Origin of the sequence: Allobosea sp. LjRoot237 (assembly GCF_964253285.1) — a bacterium.
Classification (GTDB): domain Bacteria; phylum Pseudomonadota; class Alphaproteobacteria; order Rhizobiales; family Beijerinckiaceae; genus Allobosea.
The window spans coordinates 5,375,878-5,394,952 of record NZ_CAXUQP020000001.1; the positions used below are offsets into that span (position 1 = coordinate 5,375,878).

At 68.0% G+C, this 19,075-nt stretch carries 16 protein-coding genes; 8 read left to right on the forward strand and 8 right to left on the reverse strand.

The window, feature by feature from the left end; translation table 11 throughout:
* Positions 1-293: 293 nt before the first annotated feature.
* The 5 genes from ACSQ24_RS26080 to ACSQ24_RS26100 form a co-directional block, all read right to left on the reverse strand.
* Positions 294-857 carry a hypothetical protein gene (locus ACSQ24_RS26080; RefSeq protein WP_436097499.1) on the reverse strand — a complete coding sequence of 188 codons (564 nt, stop codon included), beginning with the start codon at positions 855-857 and terminating at the stop codon, positions 294-296.
* Between the two features lie 71 nt (positions 858-928).
* Positions 929-2,722 carry an ABC transporter ATP-binding protein/permease gene (locus ACSQ24_RS26085; protein ID WP_436097500.1) on the reverse strand — a complete coding sequence of 598 codons (1,794 nt, stop codon included), beginning with the start codon at positions 2,720-2,722 and terminating at the stop codon, positions 929-931.
* 80 nt (positions 2,723-2,802) lie between these two features.
* Complete coding sequence (locus ACSQ24_RS26090) at positions 2,803-2,934, reverse strand: hypothetical protein (protein ID WP_436097501.1); 132 nt, start codon at positions 2,932-2,934, stop codon at positions 2,803-2,805.
* A gap of 58 nt (positions 2,935-2,992) precedes the next feature.
* Positions 2,993-3,466 carry an SRPBCC family protein gene (locus tag ACSQ24_RS26095; protein ID WP_436097502.1) on the reverse strand — a complete coding sequence of 158 codons (474 nt, stop codon included), beginning with the start codon at positions 3,464-3,466 and terminating at the stop codon, positions 2,993-2,995.
* Positions 3,463-3,816 carry an ArsR/SmtB family transcription factor gene (locus ACSQ24_RS26100; RefSeq protein WP_436097503.1) on the reverse strand — a complete coding sequence of 118 codons (354 nt, stop codon included), beginning with the start codon at positions 3,814-3,816 and terminating at the stop codon, positions 3,463-3,465. The genes ACSQ24_RS26095 and ACSQ24_RS26100 overlap by 4 nt, the downstream gene beginning before the upstream one ends.
* Positions 3,817-4,005: 189 nt before the next feature.
* Between ACSQ24_RS26100 and ACSQ24_RS26105 the strand changes: the two genes are divergently transcribed.
* Positions 4,006-5,049: a GMP reductase gene (locus tag ACSQ24_RS26105; protein WP_436097504.1), complete on the forward strand. Its 1,044-nt coding sequence runs from the start codon at positions 4,006-4,008 to the stop codon at positions 5,047-5,049.
* Entirely contained in the window at positions 5,046-6,266 is a 1,221-nt protein-coding gene (locus tag ACSQ24_RS26110) for an NAD(P)/FAD-dependent oxidoreductase (RefSeq protein WP_436097505.1), read from the forward strand. Before ACSQ24_RS26105 ends, ACSQ24_RS26110 begins: the two co-directional genes overlap by 4 nt.
* Here the strand turns inward: ACSQ24_RS26110 and mutS are convergent.
* On the reverse strand, positions 6,250-8,976 hold the full coding sequence (mutS, locus tag ACSQ24_RS26115; protein ID WP_436097506.1) for a DNA mismatch repair protein MutS: 2,727 nt from the start codon (positions 8,974-8,976) through the stop codon (positions 6,250-6,252). The two genes, ACSQ24_RS26110 and mutS, sit on opposite strands and share 17 nt — an antisense overlap.
* A gap of 103 nt (positions 8,977-9,079) precedes the next feature.
* Between mutS and ACSQ24_RS26120 the strand changes: the two genes are divergently transcribed.
* Entirely contained in the window at positions 9,080-10,912 is a 1,833-nt protein-coding gene (locus ACSQ24_RS26120) for a methyl-accepting chemotaxis protein (protein ID WP_436097507.1), read from the forward strand.
* A 131-nt stretch (positions 10,913-11,043) separates the two neighbouring features.
* Positions 11,044-13,332, forward strand: a complete 2,289-nt coding sequence (locus ACSQ24_RS26125) for an NADP-dependent malic enzyme (protein ID WP_436097508.1) — start codon at positions 11,044-11,046, stop codon at positions 13,330-13,332.
* Positions 13,333-13,463: 131 nt separating this feature from the next.
* On the opposite strand, the gene ACSQ24_RS26130 is transcribed toward ACSQ24_RS26125, so the two are convergent.
* The gene (locus tag ACSQ24_RS26130; RefSeq protein WP_436097509.1) at positions 13,464-14,666 is read right to left on the reverse strand and encodes a penicillin-binding protein activator; all 1,203 of its coding nucleotides are present in this window, start codon (positions 14,664-14,666) and stop codon (positions 13,464-13,466) included.
* 172 nt (positions 14,667-14,838) lie between these two features.
* On the opposite strand from ACSQ24_RS26130, the gene rsmI reads away from it, so the two are divergent.
* The 3 genes from rsmI (at position 14,839) to gshB (ending at position 17,353) form a co-directional block, all read left to right on the forward strand.
* Positions 14,839-15,759 carry a 16S rRNA (cytidine(1402)-2'-O)-methyltransferase gene (rsmI, locus tag ACSQ24_RS26135; RefSeq protein WP_436097510.1) on the forward strand — a complete coding sequence of 307 codons (921 nt, stop codon included), beginning with the start codon at positions 14,839-14,841 and terminating at the stop codon, positions 15,757-15,759.
* A complete protein-coding gene (locus tag ACSQ24_RS26140; RefSeq protein WP_436097511.1) occupies positions 15,756-16,136 on the forward strand; it encodes a YraN family protein in 381 nt (126 codons plus the stop codon). Before rsmI ends, ACSQ24_RS26140 begins: the two co-directional genes overlap by 4 nt.
* A 269-nt stretch (positions 16,137-16,405) precedes the next feature.
* The gene (gene gshB, locus ACSQ24_RS26145; RefSeq protein WP_436097512.1) at positions 16,406-17,353 is read left to right on the forward strand and encodes a glutathione synthase; all 948 of its coding nucleotides are present in this window, start codon (positions 16,406-16,408) and stop codon (positions 17,351-17,353) included.
* A gap of 1 nt (position 17,354) precedes the next feature.
* Here the strand turns inward: gshB and ACSQ24_RS26150 are convergent, their stop codons facing one another.
* Positions 17,355-18,143 carry a HesA/MoeB/ThiF family protein gene (locus tag ACSQ24_RS26150; protein WP_436097513.1) on the reverse strand — a complete coding sequence of 263 codons (789 nt, stop codon included), beginning with the start codon at positions 18,141-18,143 and terminating at the stop codon, positions 17,355-17,357.
* 127 nt (positions 18,144-18,270) lie between these two features.
* Here ACSQ24_RS26150 and ACSQ24_RS26155 point away from each other — a divergent pair, with 127 nt between their 5' ends.
* Positions 18,271-19,041, forward strand: coding sequence for an SDR family oxidoreductase (locus tag ACSQ24_RS26155; protein ID WP_436097514.1), 771 nt, complete (start codon positions 18,271-18,273; stop codon positions 19,039-19,041).
* Positions 19,042-19,075 lie beyond the last annotated feature (34 nt).

The following is a 19,075-nucleotide window of genomic DNA, read 5'->3' on the forward strand; positions in this document are numbered from 1 at the left end:
CATTCGGCCGGGTCTCCCCGGAGCTTCACGAATGCGGACGCCTTACGGCTCGTTGAGTGGAACAGGACGCAGCCATCCGAGCCTTGGGCTCGAAGACACTACGCCCTCATGACGGGCAGACCTGGAAGAGAACCGTAGGGATCACTTGTGCGGTCAGCCCTGCAAGCCGGCTTGCAGGGCCTGAACGGGGCCGCGCTGACGATGGTGACGAAAGAACGTAATCACGCAGCCCTCCTTGGTTCGTGTGGCTCGACGGTGAGAGCTAGCGCCGATCGGCAGTCGGCGCAATCGCCTCAGGCGGTCTTGCGGAAGATGCGGAGCGTCTTGAATTCGCCGATCTCCTCGACCGAGCGGGAGTTGGCCCAGTCCGCGATGATCGGCTTGGCCGCCTCGTAGGCGAAGGAGCCGGTGTAGAAGAGAATGTAGCCGCCGGTATCGGTCTGGTCGGCGAAGAGCTGCATCACCTCGAGGTCAGTAAGCGCGCCATAGGCGTCATTCTTCTCGGTGCGGAACTCGCAGGAATGGAAGAGCGTGACGACGTCGAAGCGCGGCAGCAGCTTGGCGTTGCTGGTGTAGATGTCGCCGAAATAGGCGCTGTAGGTCTTGGTGATCGTCGGGTTGTCGATCGCGAGCTTGACGAAGGCGTCGTATTCCTTCGGCGAGGCGGTGATGCCGAGCACCGTGTTGTCGAACTCCGGCTCGGCGCAGCGAATGCCGACATAATGGTGACCGCCGGTGCCGAAATGATAGATGCGCTTGCCGGTCAGGCCCTGCTCCTCGAGCCATTCGACGAAATGCACGTCGCAGGGGCACTGCTCGACGCGCAGGCCCCAATAGACGTCCCAGATGTTCAGCATGGCGAAGCTCCGTTTTGGAAGGGCCGGTCTACCCGGCGCTGAATGAATGAATCCCAGACTGCGCCTGGACCTCAGCCGCCGCCGGCTTCGGCGAGCACTGTTGGGCGCGCGCCATCGATAGAAGCGATGCGTGCGACGCCTCCGGCCCGGCGCATGGTGAGATGGCGGTCGGCGGCCTCGGCAAAGCCGGGGCTCTGACCGATCAGCAACATGATCGCATTCGGCCGGGCGGCCCTCAACCGCGCCAGCAGCTCCAACGCAGCCTCGGTCTCGAGCCCGCTCGTGGCTTCGTCGAGGACGAGGATGTCGGGCTCGGCCAGCTCGGCGCGCGCCAGGGCGAGGCGCTGGCGGTCGCCGGTGGTGAGCGCCTTGTCCCAGTCGCGCGACAGATCGATCTGGGGCACGAGGCCTGAAAGACCGTAACGCCGCAGCACCTCGCCGGCCTGTTCGGCACTATGGCCGCCGATCGGATCGAGCGCGGCCCGCAGGCTGCCTTCCGAGAGGTGCAGATGCTGCGGCAGCACCGCGATACGCGCCTCGTCCGGTAGCGCCACCGAACCGCGGCCCCAGGGCCAGAGACCCGCGACGGCCTGGATCAGGGCGGTCTTGCCGTGGCCCATCTCGCCGGCGACATGGATCGTCGCACCGGTCGGCAGCGCCAGGCCGAAATCGGCGAGCAGCGTGCGGCCGTCGCGGTCGGTCAGAGTCAGATCCTCCAGCCGTAGGCCGCCTTCTTCGCTCGGCAGGACGACGATATCGCTTTCCGCTGAGCCAGCCTCGATCGCGCCCAGCGCGATGGCGAGCTCGTTGACGCGCCGCGCCGAAGCCAGCCACTCGGCGATGCGCATGAAGTTGTCGAGCACCCAGTTGAAGGCGTTCTGGACCGCGACGAAGGCGGCGGCGACCTGGACGACATCGCCGAGCGACATCTCGCCGGAGAGGTATTTTGGCGCCGCCAGCAGGAGCGGCACGACCGGAACCAGGGCACCGCTGCCATTGGTGATCCAGGTCAATCGGCCGCGCTGGCGGATCATGGCGAGCCAGCGCGTGACCAGCGTGTCGTAGGTCGCGGCGACGGCACGGCGTTCGCCCACCTCGGCGCGCGAGAGCGCGATGGTCTCGCCATGGTCGCGGATGCGCATCAGCGCGAAGCGCAGGCGCGCCTCGCCCTCGTTGCGGGCGGCGATCAGGCGCGGCAGCGGCCGACCGACCCAGGTGATCAGGCCGGAGACCAGGACGGCATAGACGATCGCGGCCAGCACCATATAGGCGGGTATCTCGAAGGGAACGCCGTGGGCCTCGACGCTGAGCGAGCCGCCGATCGACCAGAGGATGCCGATGAAGGTGATTGCGGTGATGACCGCCGAGAGCAGGCCGATGGCAAAGTCGACCACCGGCTCGGTCGCCCAGCGGACATCGTCGGCGATGCGGTATTCCGGATTGGCCGGCTCGTAGCCGGAGAGGCCGAGCCGGTAGAAGCGACGCTCGCCAATCCAGCGATCGGCGAGCTTGGCGGTGACATGGGCGCGCCAATGGACCTGGAAGGTCTCGCGCGAGATCAGGATGATGACGCCGAGGCCCGCGGCGATCAGCACCAGCACCGGGAAGACCGCCATGGCGATCAGCGCGCTTTCGCCGTCCTTCTTCTCGAGCGCGTCGAAGAACCAGCCGTTCCAGCGGTTGACGGTGACGTTGGCGAAGACGGAGAGGATGATCGCACTCGCCAAAGCGAGCGACCAGAACCAGGCCCGGCCAGCGGTGCCGCCGCGCCAGAAGCCGCCGGTCAGGCGCGCAAAGCTCTTGGCGACCTGCCAATCGGATGGCGGGCCGGCGGCCTGGATATGTTGGTCGACGGCCTTGAGCACAGCCGAAAGATCCCCCCGGATCGTGAAATCGGAGGCGCGACTCGCCGGGTGTTCCCGGTCAAGCTGCGCCACCATGCCGGTTAGCCGGCCGAGGATGAACTGCGGCTGAATGGATCGGCAGGTGCTCCGTCGCACGTGTTGTTCTCGTCGAGCGCGATCAGCGCTTTCTGGCAGTGGCAGGAGAGCGGGTGGAAGTAGAGCGTCAAAGACATGGCTGGTCCCTCCTGCGGTCGGATCGGCACGGGTTGAAAAAGCCGATCTGATTGGCACTCAGGCGGGGGCGGCTTCCCGCGCCAGTTCCTGCGCGAGCCGGTCGAAGCCGATGCCGGTGCCCTGCTCGCGCGCCTGCGGAGTGTCGTGGCCGTCGAGGAAGACCGCCTGTTCGGTGAAGGCGAGGCGGGTGCCGGCGCTCTCGCCGTGGAACTCCAGCGTCACCAGCGAAACCGAGAGGCGGATGTCGTCGCGCAGCATCTCGTAGGAATAGACGATGCGCTCACGCGGCACGATCTCGTGGAAGATCGCGCGCATCGCATAGACGCCATCCGGCGTCGGCGCACCGCGCATCGTCTCGGAGCCGCCCTCGCGGAAATCGAGACTATGCTCGCCGTGCCCACCCTCGTCATGGCAGGTCGACCAGCGCCTTTTCGCGGCGGGATCGGCGAAGGCGGCGAAGACACGCGCCGGGCTCGCATCGTAGTGACGCTCGATGGCGAAATCGGCATGGACGACGGTCCGTTCGGTCATGCTCCGTCTCCCTCTTTCGAATCCTGGTCCTGCTCGGCGAGGAAAGCGCCGAGGCGGTCGAAACGCCGCTCCCAGAGGGAGCGGCGCTCGCTGATCCAGCGCTCCGCCGCCCGTAGCGCCTGCGTGTCGAGCTGGCAGGTGCGAACCCGCCCGATCTTCTGCGACCGCACCAGCCCCGCCCCTTCCAGCACTGCGAGATGCTGCACCACAGCCGACAGTGTCATCTGCAGCGGCTGGGCCAGCTCGCTGACGCTCGCCGGCCCCTCACAGAGCCGTTGCACCATCTGCCGACGGTTCGGATCCGCCAGTGCCTGGAACATCAGGTCGAGCTGCTCTGGTTGGTGAAGCATGCGCTTAAGTATCGTAGTGCAGGTGGGCTGTCCAGAGAAAACTTTAGAGCCTGCTAAAGTTTCATTTCCGGAACTCTAGGCGCACCGGCGCATTGCCTCCGGGGGCTACGAGCGGCTATGAATCCCGGCACGCTCCCTCAAGCCGCGTGCGCCTTTTCACCGTCTGCGCCAGCCGCCGGAGCTTTCGCCATGCGCATCGAGAACGATCCGAAGCTCGACTTCCGCGACGTGCTGATCCGGCCGAAGCGCTCGACGCTCGGCAGTCGCGCCGAAGTCGACGTCAACCGGAGCTTCCGCTTCGCGCATACCGGGCGCGAATGGTCCGGCTTCCCGCTGATCGCCGCGAATATGGACGTGGTCGGCACCATGGCGATGGCGCGTGCCTTGCTGAAGCACGGCGCCATGGTCGCGCTGCACAAGCATTACGACGCCGACGAATTGATCGCCTTCTTCAAGGAGGAAGGTTCCGCCAACGCCTTCTATTCGCTGGGCACCACCGATTCCGACCACGACAAGCTCAAGGCCGTCCACGCCAAGGCGCCGATCGACAAGATCTGCCTCGACGTCGCCAATGGCTACACCGAGAAGTTCGTCGACACGGTCAAGGCGACCCGCGACGCCTTCCCGAACGCCGCGATCATGGCCGGCAACGTCGTCACCGGCGATATGACGGAAGCGCTGATCCTGGCCGGCGCCGACATCGTCAAGGTCGGCATCGGCCCAGGCTCGGTCTGCACCACCCGCAAGATGACCGGCGTCGGCTATCCGCAGCTCTCGGCGATCATCGAATGCGCCGACGCAGCGCATGGCCTGAAAGGACTGGTCTGCGGCGATGGCGGGCTGACCGTGCCGGGCGACGTCGCCAAGGCCTATGGCGGCGGTTCCGATTTCGTGATGATGGGCGGCATGCTCGCCGGCCACGACGAATGCGAGGGCGAGATCCGCTACGAGACCCGTGACGGCGAGACCGTGCCGGTCGCGATGGTCTTCTACGGCATGTCCTCCAACACGGCGATGAAGCGGTATTCCGGCGGCGTCGCCAAATACCGGGCCTCCGAGGGCAAGACCGTCGAGGTGCCCTATCGCGGCCCGGTCGAGGGCACGATGCAGGAGATCATGGGCGGGGTGCGCTCGGCAATGACCTATATCGGCGCCGTCAGGCTGAAGGAGATGCCGAAGCGCACCACCTTCATCATGGTCGGCAGCCAGCTCAACACCGTGTTCGGCAATTGAGCGACCCCGACATCGCCATCATCGGCGCCGGCCCGGCCGGATTGATCGCGGCCGAGCGGTTGGCTGCGGCCGGCCACCGCGTCGCGATCTACGAACGGATGGCCTCGCCGGCGCGAAAATTCCTGCTCGCCGGCCGCGGCGGACTCAACCTGACGCATTCCGAGCCGCTCGACGCCCTTCTCGACCGCTATGGCGAGGCTCGCGGCTGGCTCGAACCGGCGATCCGCGCCTTTCCGCCACAGGCGCTGCGCGACTGGGCCGATGGGCTGGGGGCAGAGAGCTTCATTGGTTCGAGCGGGCGCATCTTCCCGAGGGCGATGAAGGCCTCGCCACTGCTGCGCGCCTGGCTGGCGCGACTCGACGGGCTCGGCGTGCAACTGCATCCAGGGCGGCTCTGGACCGGCTGGGACGGGAGCGGCGCGCTGCGTTTTGCGCCCCGAGACGACGGCGAGGAGATCGTGAGGGCGCGAGCGACGTTGCTGGCGCTCGGCGGCGCGAGCTGGCCGCGGCTCGGCTCGGATGGCTCCTGGGTCAAGTTGCTCACCGAGAAGGGCGTCGCGATCGCGCCGCTGCGCCCCGCCAATGCCGGTTTCTCGGTCGCCTGGTCGCCTCTGATGCGCGAGCGCTTCGCCGGGCAGCCGCTGAAGCGCATCGCGCTGAGTTTCGCGGGGCAGCGCGTCCTCGGCGAAGCGATGATCGACGCTGGAGGCATCGAGGGCGGAGCGATCTACGCCTTGTCCGGTCCGTTGCGCGAGACGATCGCCCTTGAGGGCGAGGCGACGCTCGCCATCGACCTGCGCCCCGACCTGAGCGAGGCCGAACTCGCGATCCGGCTGGCCAAGCGCCGCCCTGGCGAGACGATGAGCAATCATCTGCGCAAGGCGGCCGGACTGTCGCCGGCGGCAGCAGCCGTGCTGCGCGAGGCGACGAACGGGTCGTTGCCGGCCGAGCCGAATGCGCTCGCCGGACTGATCAAGGCGGCTCCTGTACGATTGACCGGCATGGCCTTGATCGCCCGCGCCATCTCGACCGCTGGCGGCATCCCCGCCGAGGAAATCGATCGGGACTTCATGCTGAAACGCCTGCCCGGTGTCTTCGTCGCCGGCGAGATGCTCGACTGGGAGGCACCGACCGGCGGCTATCTGCTGCAGGCCTGCTTTGCGACCGGCGTGGCAGCGGCGGAGGGGATCAAGCGACGCCTCAGTTCAGCCGCTTGAGCTTGTAGAGCGCGTCCAGCGCCTCGCGCGGCGTCATCTCGTCGGGGTCGAGTGCGCCAAGTTCCTCCCGTAGCTTATCGGGTTCAGAAGCTTGTACGGCAGCCGGCGCCGGACGCCGCACCTGCACGGCGAAGAGCGGGAGGTCGTCGACGAGGGCCGCGACCGGCTTCTCGCGCTCGCTCTTCTCCAGCTCGGAGAGGATGGCACGCGCCCGCTCGACCACGGCCGGCGGCAGGCCGGCAAGCTTGGCGACCTGGATGCCATAGGAGCGGTCAGCCGCGCCGGGCACGACCTCGTGCAGGAAGATGACCTCGCCATTCCATTCGGTGACGCGCACGGTGGCGTTGACGACGCGGTCGAGCCGCTCCGCCAGCGCCGTCAGCTCGTGATAATGCGTCGCGAACAGGGCCCGGCAGCGATTGGCCTCGTGCAGATGCTCGATCGCGGCCCAGGCGATCGAAAGCCCGTCGAATGTCGCCGTGCCGCGGCCGATCTCGTCGAGGATGACGAGCGCCCGCGGTCCGGCCTGGTTGAGGATCGCGGCGGTCTCGACCATCTCGACCATGAAGGTCGAGCGGCCGCGCGCCAGGTCGTCGGCTGCACCGACGCGCGAGAACAGCCGGTCGACCACGCCGATATGGGCGCTCCCAGCCGGCACGAAGGAGCCCATCTGGGCCAGCACCGCGATCAGGGCGTTCTGGCGCAGGAAGGTCGACTTACCCGCCATGTTCGGGCCGGTGATCAGGCAGATGCGGCCGTCCCGGCCTTGTGCGGTGGCGGACAATTCGCTGTCATTGGCGACGAAAGGCTGGCCCTGCCGCTTCAGCGCCGCCTCGACCACCGGGTGCCGGCCGGCCTTGATCGTGAAGGCGGCACTGTCATCGATGATGGGACGCGTCCAGCCGCCATCGACGGCGAGCTCGGCGAGGGCGGCCGCGACATCGATCACTGCGAGCGCCTGCGCTGCTGCCTTGATCGGCTCGGCCTGAGCGAGGACAGCCTCCGTCAGCGCGGCGAAGACCGAGAGTTCGAGCTTCAGCGCCCGGTCGGCGGCGGAGGCGATCTTGGCCTCGAGCTCGCCGAGCTCGACCGAGGAGAAGCGCATCGCGTCCGACATGGTCTGGCGATGCACGAAGACCGCGCGCCAGGGCTCCCTCAGGAAGGTCTCGCCGATAGCCTGCGGCACCTCGACGAAATAGCCGATCATCGAATTGTGCTTGATGCGCAGCGTCCGGCAGTCGGTCTCGGCGGCGTAGCGCGCCTGCAATTGCGCGATCACCTTGCGCGAATCGACCTGAAGCAGCCGGAGTTCGTCGAGCGCTGCATCGAAGCCCTCGCGCACGAAACGGCCGTCGCGCTTCAAAAGTGGCAACTCGTCGGCGAGCGTGGCGGACAGACGCGTGGCCAGGTCGGGGTCGGTGCGGCCGAGCGCGAGCGCCGCCTCGCGCAGTTCGTCGGGCAGATCGCCCTGGCGCAGCAGCGCCGCCGCGACGCCACGCCCCGCCTCCAGCCCGGCGCCGAGCGCAGCGAGATCGCGGGGGCCGCCGCGGTCGAGCGAGAGCCGCGCCAGCGCCCGGGCGATGTCAGGCACGCGGGAGAGATCGCGCCGCAGCGCCTCCCGCAAGGACGGCATCTCGACCAGGAACGTGACGGCATCGTGCCGCTTGCCGATCGCAATCGGATCGGTGAGCGGCCCAGCCAAGCGTTCGGCGAGCAGGCGGCTGCCGCCCGGCGTCTCCGTCCGGTCGATCGTGGCGAGCAGGCTGCCCGAGCGTTCGCCGGCGAGGGTGCGGGTCAGTTCGAGATTGGCGCGCGTCGCCGCGTCGATCAGCATGGTCGCGCTCTGCCCCTCGCGGACGGGCGGCGACAGAGGTGGGCGGGCGCCGAGCTGGGTTCGCTCGACATAGGCCAGCGCGGCAGCAGCGGCGGCAATCTCGGCGCGGGTGAAGGCGCCGAAGGCGTCGAGCGTGGCGACGCCGAAGAACTCCTTCAGCCGGCGCTCGCCGGAGGCCGGGTCGAGCCCTTCGCGTGCCAGCGGCGTCACCGGAGCTGCGACGTCGCTCCAGAATTCCTTCAGCTCGAGATCGTCATGGATCGCGTCGGGACAGACGATCTCGCGCGGCTCCAGACGGGCGAGCTCGACGGCGAGCCCGCGCTGGTCGGTTTCCAGCACGGCGAAGCGACCGGTCGAGATGTCGACGGCAGCGATGCCGTAGGCATAGACCTCGTCGGAGAGCCGGCGCCGCGCCACCGCGACGAGCAGGCTCGCCCTGCCGGGATCGAGCAGGCGCTCCTCGGTGATGGTGCCCGGCGTGACGAGCCGGACGACGTCGCGCTTCACCACCGACTTGGCGCCGCGCTTCCTGGCTTCCGCCGGATCCTCGGTCTGCTCGCAGACGGCGACGCGATGGCCGGCGGCGATCAGCTTCTGCAGGTAGTCGTCGGCACGCTCGACCGGCACGCCGCACATCGCGATGTCCTCGCCGAGATGCTTGCCGCGCTTGGTCAGCACGATACCGAGCGTGCGCGAGGCGATCTCGGCGTCCTGGAAGAACAATTCGTAGAAATCGCCCATCCGGTAGAACAGCAGGCAATCGGGATTATTAGCCTTGATCTCGACGTACTGCGCCATCATCGGCGTGACGCGGCCGGGATCGGCCGCGCCGGCGGGGCGGGCTTCCGCAACATCGCTTGGTGTGGTGTGGCGCATGGGGCCGGCACGCTAGCAAATCGCGCCGGCAAGGCCATCCGTTAGGATGGCTTTCAACAAATTAAAGCAGCCTCATCGGGCCGTTTCCGGCCAAGGGCCCGTCATGTCGCTGTTCATCAACCTGATCGAGAGCCTTTCTTTCCTGCTCCTGGCGGCCCTCATACTGACAGCGGCCGCCACGTGGATCGATCAGCGTCCGCTGCTGCGCCAGCTCGCCGTCGGCGCCCTTTTCGCGGCTGGCGCCCTCTGCAGCATGGCCAATCCCTTCGTGATCCAGCCGGGGCTGGTCGTCGATTCGCGCAACACCTTCGCCATCCTGGCCGGCCCGATCGGCGGGCCGCTCGCCGCGCTGCTGACGGCCGTCCCCCTCGCCGCTGCACGCTACAATCTGGGTGGCGTCGGGATGCCGACCGGGATCGCCGGAATCGTCCTGCACGCCGTTGCCGGCGTGATCTACGCCGCCTGGCTCGGCCGGCAGAAGCGCTCGCTGACGCTGCGCGACCTCGTCCTTCTCAGCCTGATCAGCGCCGGCTGCCTGATCGCCTCGAACATCTTCATGCCGACCTGGGCTGCAGCCGAGCGCTTCCTCAGCGAAGCTGTGCCGATCATGATCGTGGTCAGCACGATCGGCACCGTCCTGGTCGGGCTCGTCCTCGGCAACGACCGCGACCGGCGCGAGACGTCCTATCGCCTGCGCACGCTGATCCAGCGCGCACCCGGCACCCTCTATCAGCGTGTCGTGTCACCCGATGGTTCGCTACGCTACCAGTTCGCATCCTTTGCCATCGACAAACTCCTGGGGGTGACCAAGGAGGAGGTCGAGCGCGATCCGGAGGCCTGGCTCGGCAAGATGCTGCCGGAAGATCGCGAGCGCTTCGAGGCCGCGCGCTCAGCGCGGCAACCGACCGACGATCTCTGGCGCTTCGAGGCGCGCTATGCCGCGCCCGATGGCGGTATCGTCTGGCTGCGCAGCGAGGCGACGATGCGACGCCTGTCCGACGGCACGGCGATCTGGGACGGCATCCTGCTCGACGTCACGCCCGAGAAGACACTGGAGACCCGCCGGGACGAGATTGAGACCTTGCGCCGCGCGGCGCTCGAGGAGCTGGCCGCAAATCTCGAAGTGACAGTCGGCAAGGCCTTGCGCCAGGTCGGCGATTCGGCGCGCGGCATGCACGAGGCGGCGCGCGGCATGGCGGCGAACGCCGACCGTACCACCTTGCGGGCCGGCGAGGCGACGCAACAGGCGGAGCTCGCCTCGCAGCGCGTCGGCAGCGTCGCCCACGCGGCCGAGCGGATCGACGCCTCGATCCGCGAGCTGACGCGCCAGACCGATCTCGCCGCCGAGACCGCCCTGCAGGCGGCGAAGCATGTCCGCTCGACCAGAACCGACGTCAACGGGCTCGCCGTCGCCGCCGACAAGGTCGGTGCCGTGCTCGCCTTCATCGAGGACATCGCGGTGCGCACCAATCTGCTCGCGCTCAACGCGACGATCGAGGCAGCACGCGCTGGGGTTGCCGGGCGCGGTTTCGCGGTCGTCGCCGGCGAGGTCAAGAACCTCGCCGAGCAGACCCAGAAGGCGACGCAGGACATCGGCGCCACGCTACAGGAGATTCGGGGCGCCGCTGCCGCCGTCGCCAATGCCGTCGCGCAGATCGAAGGCACGATGGAGACAATCGAGACGACATCGGGCGCGATCGCGCTGGTCGTCACCAGCCAGGGCACCATCGCCTCGGGTATCGCCCTCGACGCCCAGGCCGTGGCAGGCTCGGCCGCCACCGTCACCGAGAACGTCGCCGGAGCCGGGGACGAGGCCCGCGCCACTGGCGAGGCCGCCGCCCGTGTCGTCGAGGCTGCGCGCCTGGTCAGCGAGCAGGCGGTCGAGCTCGACCGCTATGTTGGCGACAGCGTCGCACGCATGCGCGCCGGCCTCTGACGCTTTCGGCACCGCCCCTATCCCTGCCGCCACAGGAAAGGTGCTGTCGCACAATCGCGCCTTGTCGAGGAAAGCGGCGCTACCCTATGGTCGGCTCCCCCGAGGAAACGCCTTTGAAAAAGAACAAGCGCATGAACGATCGCTCCCCGCCGCCCAAGCGCACCCGTCCGACCTTCACCGACCAGGAGGCGCTGCTCTTCCACTCGCAGGGGCGGCCAGGCAAGCTCGAGATCATTCCAACCGTGCCGATGGCGACGCAGCGAGACCTGTCGCTAGCCTATTCGCCCGGTGTCGCGGTGCCGGTCCTGGCGATCGCCGAGGACCCCAGCCGCGCCTATGACTACACCGCCCGCGCCAATCTCGTCGCGGTGATCACGAACGGTACCGCCATCCTCGGCCTCGGCAATCTCGGCGCGCTCGCCTCCAAGCCGGTCATGGAAGGCAAGTCGATCCTGTTCAAGCGCTTCGCCGATGTCGATTCGATCGACCTCGAGGTCGACACCGAGGATGCCGACAAGTTCATCGACGCCGTGCGCTATCTCGGCCCGTCCTTCGGCGGCATCAACCTCGAGGACATCAAGGCGCCGGAATGCTTCATCATCGAGCAGCGCCTGCGCGAATTGATGGACATCCCGGTCTTCCATGACGACCAGCACGGCACCGCGATCATCGCCGCCGCCGGCCTGATCAACGCGCTCGACCTGACGGAGCGCGACGTCAAGTCGACGAAGCTCGTCATCAATGGCGCCGGCGCCGCCGCCATCGCCTGCATCGAACTGCTCAAGGCGATGGGCTTCAAGCCCGACAACGTCATCCTCTGCGACACCAAGGGCGTGATCTACCAGGGCCGCACCGAGGGCATGAACCAGTGGAAATCGGCGCATGCGGCGGTCACCGACCGGCGCACGCTGGCGCAGGCACTGGAAGGGGCCGACGCCTTCTTCGGCCTATCGCAGAAGGGCGCGGTGACCCCCGAGATGGTCGCCTCGATGGCGGAGAACCCGATCATCTTCGCCATGGCCAATCCCGATCCGGAGATCACGCCAGAAGAGGTGCACGCCATTCGCGACGACGCGATCATGGCGACCGGGCGCTCGGATTATCCGAACCAGGTCAACAACGTCCTCGGCTTCCCCTTCATCTTCCGCGGCGCGCTCGATGTCCGCGCCACGACGATCAACATGGAGATGAAGATCGCCGCGGCCGAGGCGCTGGCCTCGCTGGCGCGCGAGGATGTCCCCGACGAGGTCGCTGCCGCCTATCAGGGCGCGCGCCCGCGCTATGGCAAGGACTACATCATCCCGGTGCCGTTCGATCCGCGGCTGATCCATGTCGTGCCGATGGCGGTCGCCAGGGCGGCGATGGACACGGGCGTCGCTGGCAAGCCGATCGTCGATACCGGCGCCTACAAGGCCCAGCTCTCGGCCCGGCGCGACCCGGTCACCGGCGCGCTCAACCGCATCTTCGAGCGCGTCCGGCGCTACCCCAAGCGCGTCGTCTTCGCCGAGGGCGAGGAGGAGCAGGTCATCCGCGCCGCCACCTCCTTCGTGAACCAGGAGCTCGGCAAAGCGATCCTGGTCGGGCGCGAGGAGCGCATCAACGAGACGGCCGAGCATCTCGGCGTCGATCTTGCCGCCAAGGGCATCGAGATCCAGAACGCCAGGCTCTCGCACCGCAACTCTGCCTATGCGCAGTATCTCTACGAGCGGCTGCAGCGGCACGGCTACCTGTTCCGCGACTGCCAGCGCCTGATCAATCAGGATCGCAACCATTTCGCCGCCGCCATGGTCGCGCTCGGCGACGCCGATGCGATGGTCACCGGCGTCACCCGCAACTACTCGATCGCACTGGAGGAGGTCCGCCGCGTCATCGACGACCGGCCGGGCCACCGCCTGATCGGCGTCTCGCTCGCGATCACGCGCGGGCGCACAGTGCTGGTCGCCGACACCGCGATCACCGAAATGCCGACGGCGCAGGAGCTCTCGGAGATCGCGATCGAGGCCGCCGGCGTCGCCCGCCGGCTCGGCTACGAGCCGAAGGTCGCGATGCTCGCCTTCTCGACCTTCGGCCATCCGGCGGGGGAGCGTTCGGAAAAGGTGCGCGACGCGGTGACGATCCTCGACGGCCAGCGCGTCGACTTCGAGTATGATGGCGAGATGGCTGCCGACGTCGCGCTCAATCGCGATCTGATGGCGCAGTATCCGTTCTGCCGCCTGACCGGGCCGGCGAACGTGCTGGTGATGCCGGCGTTCCACTCGGCCTCGATCTCGACCAAGATGCTGCAGGAACTCGGCGGCGCCACCGTGATCGGCCCGCTGCTGGTCGGGCTCGACAAGCCCGTGCAGATCGTGCCGCTCGGCGCCAAGGATTCCGACATCGTCAACATGGCCGCACTGGCGGCGTTCAACATCGGCGGGTGACACTGCCGTCGTGCTCGGGCGAAGACCCGAGCATCTCAGGACGAGAAGGCGCCGTTGAAAGGCGCCTCATCCTGCCGGAGTTTCTCGGGTCTACGCTTCGCTACGCCCGAGAATGACGCCCTGTCGCAGCGTCAGTTCGTCCGCGGGCCGAGATCGCGCGGAGCCGCGTTGACGGTGACGATCTGACCGTTGCGCAGTTCGAGCACGGCGAGACCACGCTCGTTCAGACCGTCAGGGCGGAAGCGGAAGACCCCGTCGGCACCGGCGAAGCCCGAGGCATTGGTCAGCACGCTTTCGGAGAAGCGCTGGCTGCCCTGGGTGCGGGCGAGCGCCGCCGCCAGCGAGACCGCGTCGTAGGACAGCGTCGCGGTGCGCGTCGGCGCGCTGTTGAAGCGCTTCTGGTAGCGGCCGGAGAAAGCGTTGAAGCCGGCGGTGTCGGGCGAGGCGAACCAGCCGCCCTGGATCGCCGGGACGCGCGCGACATTGGCGTCGTTCCAGACGCCGGTGCCGAGCGGCTTGACCTTGGCCGGGTCATAGCCGGCCTGCTGCAGGACGAGGCCGAGGGTCGGCATCGCTGCGGCATCGGCCGGCACAAACAGCGCATCCGCCTGCTGCAGCGCCGGCACAAGGCGCGTGGCGGCCGCGCGCATGCTGTTCTGGTCAGAGCCGAAGCGCTCGATCACGACGGCGCGGGCGCCGTGATTGGCGACCGCCTGCTGGAAGGCGCCTTCGACGACCTTGCCATAGGCGGTCTCGGGGACCAGCGCGGCGAAGGATTTGCGCCCCTGCGCCGAAGCGTAGGCGATGACGCGGTTGACGTCGTTCTCCGGCGGGAAGGAGAGCAGATAGACGCCGCGCGAGGCGACATTGCTGTCGCTGGAGAAGGCCATCACCGGACGGCCGGCGCCGCGTGCGACCTGACCGACGGCCTGTACGGACGGCGCGAAGAGTGGGCCGATGATCAACTCGGCGCCCTCGCGAAGGGCTTCCTGCGCGGCGGCCTGGGCGCCTTCCGGCGTGCCGCGATCATCCTTGACCAGCAGCGTGAGGTCGGCGCCGGGGAATTCGGCGAGCGCCATCTCGGCGGCGTTCTTGAGCGAATTGCCGACGGTCGCGCCCGAGCCCTCGGCGGTCAGCGGCAGGATCAGCCCGACCTTGACCGAGCCTGTACCGATGGTCGGGCCGCTAGGCGGCGTGTTGCCGCCCGCCTGGGGCGCGGTCGGGTTATCGAAGCCGGGGAAGCCGCCGGTGCAGGCCGCGAGCGCGGCGCCGACGCCGGACAACAGGATTAGCCGGCGGCTCGGCGGGACGAGGAGCTTCAAGTGACGCGACACGGTTTTCGTCTCCACTCCTCGGCGAGACGCAAGGCAAGCTCGCGCCAGCTGAATGTCTTGTCCCGAACCGTGAACAAGTCCTGCCAGTGAGCGAAGCTATTTTCAAGTTGTTAACTCTAGGTTGCTGGGCCGGCGGTGGCATCTTGCCGATCGCTGTGGCAGTTTCGCCGCCATGTCCGGCCCCGTATCCGCCCCGCCCGCCACAGGTCGCGCTCCGAGCTATACGGCCTTCGGGCTTAGGGCCGAGGCCGAACCGCTCGCGCCCGGCCTCCACATCGTCGCAACGCCGATAGGCAATCTGAAGGACATCTCCTTTCGGGCGCTGTCGACGCTCGCCGCCGCCGATGCCGTGCTGGCGGAGGATACCCGGACGTCCAAGACACTGCTGGCGCATTACGGCATCGCGACGCCGCTTCTGCCCTATCACGAGCACAACGCGGCGCAGATGCGCCCGAAGATCCTCGCGCGGCTGCGACAGGGCGGCAAGCTCGCGCTGATCTCGGATGCGGGCACGCCGCTGGTCTCCGATCCCGGATACAAGCTCGTCGCCGAGGTGGTCGAGGAAGGGCTGCCGGTCACCGGCATCCCCGGACCCTCGGCCGTGCTGGCGGCGCTGGTGCTGGCGGGGCTGCCGACCGACCGCTTCTTCTTCGAGGGTTTTTTGCCGCCGAAGAGCGCGGCGCGGAAAGGCCGCCTCACCGAGCTTGCCGCCATCCCCGGCACACTCGTCTTTTTCGAATCGCCGCGGCGCCTGGCCGAGATGCTCGCGGACGCCGCGACCGTGCTGGGCGGGCGGCAGGGCGCCGTCGCCCGCGAGCTGACCAAGTATTACGAGAACGTCCGGCGCGGCGCGCTGGTCGAACTCGCCGCGCATTACGCGGAAGCCGAGGAGGCGCGCGGCGAGATCGTCGTACTGATCGGCCCGCCCGACACCTCCGCCGCGGCGATACAGGGCGACTCGCTCGATGAGGCGCTGCGTACGGCACTCGAAAAAGTCTCGCTGAAGGAGGCGGTGGCACAGGTCGCGGCCGCCAGCGGCCAGCCGCGCCGTGTGGTCTATGCCCGCGCCCTCGAACTGACGCGCACGCCATGAGCGAGGCACTGCGCAGCCGGCGCGCGCGCCGTTCCGGCCTTGCCGGCCGCCGCAGCGAATGGCTCGCCGTCGCTTTCCTCACCCTCAAGGGCTATCGCCTGCTGCAGCGACGCTTCGGCGGCAAGGGCGGCGAGATCGACCTGATCATGGTGCGCGGCGACGACATCGTCTTCGTCGAGGTCAAGGCGCGCGCCTCGCTCGACGATGCCGCCATGGCGATCACGGCGGACAAGCGCCGGCTGATCGAAGCGCGCATCAGGCAATGGCTGGCGCGCAATCCCTGGGCGATGCAACGCAACCTTCGGGCCGACGCCGTCTTCCTCGCGCCCTGGCGGCTACCTCGCCATGTTCCCCGCGTGTTCGAGCTCGTGCTCTGACGCTGGACCATTGCGCCGGCGGTGAGCCCTCCCCCCGCTTGCGGTGGGGAGGGTTGGGTGGGGGGCTGTGCCGCTCGGCACTGAACTGGACGAATGGTCCAGCCCTGCTTTCCGGCCCCCCATCCCTAACCCTTCCCCACCGCAAGCGGGGGGAAGGGGATTTGTGGTGCGCACGTCGCTCTAAACCATTGTCCTGGACGCAGGGCGTAAACCCTTGCGCTTCAGCAGCCCCACAGCCGATATAACGGCCGCAACCGGAGCTTTCGCCCATGCCGCTGAACGTCGCCATCCAGATGGACCCGATCGGACAAGTCCGCATCGCCGGCGACACCGGCTTTTCGCTGATGCTGGAGGCGCAGGCGCGCGGGCACCGACTCTTCACCTACACGCCCGACAAGCTGACCCTGCGCGACGGCAAGGTCACGGCCACGATCAATCCGGTCGAGGTGCGCGACGTTGAAGGCGACCACTATACGCTCGGCAAGCCCGAGCGCACCGACCTCTCGACGCTGGACGTGGTGCTGCTGCGCCAGGATCCGCCCTTCGACATGGCCTATGTCTCCTCGACGCATATGCTCGAGCGCATCCATCCGAAGACGCTGGTGGTCAACGATCCCACCGAGGTCCGCAACGCCCCGGAAAAGCTCTTCGTCACGCATTTCCCGGACCTGATGCCGCCGACGCTGATCACGCGCGACCGCGCCGAGATCGAGGCCTTTCGCGAGGAATTCGGCGACATCGTCATGAAGCCGCTCTACGGCCATGGCGGCGCGACCGTGTTCAAGACCGGCAAGGGCGACCCGAATTTTGGCTCGCTCTACGACCTGTTCTCCAACCTCTTCCGCGAGCCCTGGGTGGTCCAGGCCTTTCTGAAGGAGGTCTCGGAGGGCGACAAGCGTATCATTCTGATCGACGGCAAGGCCGCAGGCGCAGTCAACCGCGTGCCGGCTGCCGGCGACCTTCGCGCCAACATGGTGCGTGGCGGCGCGGCCAAGCCGACCGACCTGTCGAAGCGCGAGCTCGATATCTGCGAGCGCATCGGCCCGGCCTTGAGGGAGCGCGGCCTGCTGCTCGTCGGCATCGACGTGATCGGCGGCAAGCTGACCGAGATCAACGTCACTGCGCCCACCGGCGTGCGCGCCATCAAGAAGCTCGGCGGTCCCGATCTGGCGGCGCAGCTCTGGGACGTGATCGAGGCGAAACGCGCCTCGGTATAGCTCAGGCGGCGACGCCGGCCGCTGTGCCGTTCAAGGGATTGTCCGGATCCCAGCCGTATTTCATCGTCTCGAAGCGCATCGCCATCGCGTCGACCAGCAGGAGCTTGCCGACGAGCGGCTCGCCGAAACCGGTGATCGCGCGGATCACCTCCAGCGCCATCATCGAGCCCATGACGCCGGCGAGCGCACCAAGCACGCCTGCCTCGGCGCAAGGCGCGACGGTGCCGGGCGGCGGCTCCTGCGGGAACAGGCAGCGATAGGTCGGATTGGGCCGCCCGTCGGCGCTGGTCTCATGCGCCCTTATCGTCGTCAGCGAGCCGTCGAAGCGGCCGAGCGCCGCGGTCACCAGCGGCTTCTTCTCGTGGAAACAGGCGTCCGAGACGGCATAGCGCGTCGCGAAATTGTCCGAGCCATCTGCGACGACATCGTAGAAGGCGACGAGCGCACGCGCGTTGTGCGGGTCGATCCGCGTGACGTATTCCTCGATCTCGACCCGCGGGTTGAGCCGCGTGACGAAGTTGGCCGCCGCGACCACCTTGCGCGCCCCGATATCCTCCGTCCCGAAGATGATCTGCCGCTGCAGATTCGAGAGCGAGACATGGTCGTCGTCGACGATGCCGATCGTGCCGACGCCAGCCGCTGCCAGATAGGGGATCAATGGCGCGCCCAAGCCGCCGGCGCCGATCACCAGAACCCGGGCGCGCTTGAGCTTCGCCTGGCCGGGGCCGCCGATCTCCGGCAGCACCAGATGGCGGGCATAGCGCTCAATCTCGGCGTCGTTCAGCGTCATGGCGGCAAGCTAGGCTGATCTGCTTGCGCCAGCAATCGGGTGCGATGCCGTGACAGGAAGCGGGTGTCTGCACCGTCCATCCGCCTGCGATCACCCGCGCCTCATCGTCTGAACGAAGGAACGGGACATGACGGCACTGAAGGACAAGGTCGCGATCGTGACCGGGGCGAGCTCCGGCATCGGGCGAGCAGCGGCGAAGCTGTTCGCCACCGAGGGCGCCAGGCTCGTCGTCACCGCACGGCGACAGGCCGAGCTCGACCAGCTCGTCGACGAGATCACCGCGGGCGGCGGCACGGCGATCGCCGTCGCCGGCGACATTCGCGAGGAGGCGCTGGCGCAGCAGCTGGTCGAAACCGCCACCGAACGCTTCGGCGGGCTCGACATCGGCTTCAACAATGCCGGCATCGTCGGCGAGCTCGGCCCGATCGGGCAGATGGCGAGTGGAAGCTGGCGCGAGTTGATCGAGACCAACCTGACCAGCGCCTTCCTCGGCGCGAAGTACCAGGCGCCGGCGCTGGAGGCGCGCGGCGGCGGCTCGCTGATCTTCACCGCGAGCTTCGTCGGCTACACCGCCGGGCTCGCCTGCATGTCGGCCTATGCGGCGAGCAAGGCCGGGCAGATCGGCCTGGTGAAGGCGCTCGCGGCCGAGCTCGGCGGCAAGCGCATTCGGGTCAACGCCCTGCTGCCGGGTGGCACCGACACGCCGGCGAGCATCACGAATGATCCGGCTTCCGGTCCCGAGATTACCGCCTTCGTCGAGAGCATCCATGCGCTGAAACGGATGGCGCAGCCGGAGGAGATCGCCCGCGCCGCGCTCTTTTTGGCCTCCGACGCGTCGAGCTTCGTTACCGGCACGGCCTTCCTCGCCGATGGCGGCGTCTCGATCCAGCGTGGCTGAAGCGACTGTTCATATATGACATATATCGCCAAGC

Bases quoted from the DNA above. Each gene is read 5' to 3' on its own strand.
- gshB (WP_436097512.1), top strand. From the start codon at position 16,406: ATGCCGCTGAACGTCGCCATCCAGATGGACCCGATCGGACAAGTCCGC.
- ACSQ24_RS26095 (WP_436097502.1), bottom strand. From the start codon at position 3,466: ATGACCGAACGGACCGTCGTCCATGCCGATTTCGCCATCGAGCGTCAC.
- ACSQ24_RS26090 (WP_436097501.1), bottom strand. From the start codon at position 2,934: ATGTCTTTGACGCTCTACTTCCACCCGCTCTCCTGCCACTGCCAGAAA.
- ACSQ24_RS26155 (WP_436097514.1), top strand. From the start codon at position 18,271: ATGACGGCACTGAAGGACAAGGTCGCGATCGTGACCGGGGCGAGCTCC.
- ACSQ24_RS26105 (WP_436097504.1), top strand. From the start codon at position 4,006: ATGCGCATCGAGAACGATCCGAAGCTCGACTTCCGCGACGTGCTGATC.
- rsmI (WP_436097510.1), top strand. From the start codon at position 14,839: ATGTCCGGCCCCGTATCCGCCCCGCCCGCCACAGGTCGCGCTCCGAGC.
- mutS (WP_436097506.1), bottom strand. From the start codon at position 8,976: ATGCGCCACACCACACCAAGCGATGTTGCGGAAGCCCGCCCCGCCGGC.
- ACSQ24_RS26140 (WP_436097511.1), top strand. From the start codon at position 15,756: ATGAGCGAGGCACTGCGCAGCCGGCGCGCGCGCCGTTCCGGCCTTGCC.
- ACSQ24_RS26100 (WP_436097503.1), bottom strand. From the start codon at position 3,816: ATGCTTCACCAACCAGAGCAGCTCGACCTGATGTTCCAGGCACTGGCG.
- ACSQ24_RS26120 (WP_436097507.1), top strand. From the start codon at position 9,080: ATGTCGCTGTTCATCAACCTGATCGAGAGCCTTTCTTTCCTGCTCCTG.
- ACSQ24_RS26125 (WP_436097508.1), top strand. From the start codon at position 11,044: ATGAACGATCGCTCCCCGCCGCCCAAGCGCACCCGTCCGACCTTCACC.
- ACSQ24_RS26080 (WP_436097499.1), bottom strand. From the start codon at position 857: ATGCTGAACATCTGGGACGTCTATTGGGGCCTGCGCGTCGAGCAGTGC.
- ACSQ24_RS26150 (WP_436097513.1), bottom strand. From the start codon at position 18,143: ATGACGCTGAACGACGCCGAGATTGAGCGCTATGCCCGCCATCTGGTG.